General features: G+C 75.5%; 2 protein-coding genes. Both read right to left on the bottom strand.

What is annotated here, in order from left to right; genetic code table 11:
- Window positions 1-352 (bottom strand): hydroxyethylthiazole kinase (locus N869_RS15905; RefSeq protein ID WP_035063341.1); only part of this gene is annotated, 352 nt, incomplete at its 3' end.
- Window positions 353-399: 47 nt separating this feature from the next.
- Window positions 400-560: phenylalanine--tRNA ligase subunit beta-related protein (locus N869_RS17155; protein WP_156968616.1), on the bottom strand; the 161-nt coding region annotated here is incomplete at its 5' end.

The following is a 560-nucleotide window of genomic DNA, read 5'->3' as shown; positions in this document are numbered from 1 at the left end:
GCGACGACAACGCGCCCACCCCGACCGGGTCCAGGGTCCACGGCACACCGGCGGCGCACGCCGCCTCCACCGCCCCCGGCACGGTCGCCCGGTGGTCGGCCGGCATGGTTCCCAGGTTCACCAGCATCGCGTCGGCCGAGCCCGCGAGCTCCTGCGCCTCGCCCGGTGCCGAGGCCATCACCGGCGACGCACCCCCGGCGAGGAGCACGTCCGCGACGACGGCCACGGTGACCTGGTTGGTGAGGCACTGGACCAACGGGCGCCGCTCACGCAGCGCGTCCAGGGCGACGGCGCACGCGCCAAGCAGCGACCCCGCGTCGACCGGTGCCGCAGGTGCGGGCGGTTCCACCATGACATCCCTCCGCCAGTACGGGCCCGTCGGGTCCGACGGGTGTGGTCTCAGGCTCGCAGCGTCGCCCCGAACCGTCGTCCGGCCTCCTCCACCGCGGCCTGACGGACTGCCGCGGTCTCCTGCGCGGTGAGCGTCCGGTCCTGCCCGCGGGTCCGCAGCGAGAACGCCAACGAACGCGACCCCTGCGGGACCTGCGGCCCGCTGTACA

The organism is Cellulomonas bogoriensis 69B4 = DSM 16987, from assembly GCF_000767165.1.
In the GTDB taxonomy this organism is placed as follows: domain Bacteria; phylum Actinomycetota; class Actinomycetes; order Actinomycetales; family Cellulomonadaceae; genus Actinotalea; species Actinotalea bogoriensis.
The sequence above is the reverse complement of the archived record's forward strand: the minus strand, read 5'-3'. Positions and strand labels throughout refer to the sequence as shown.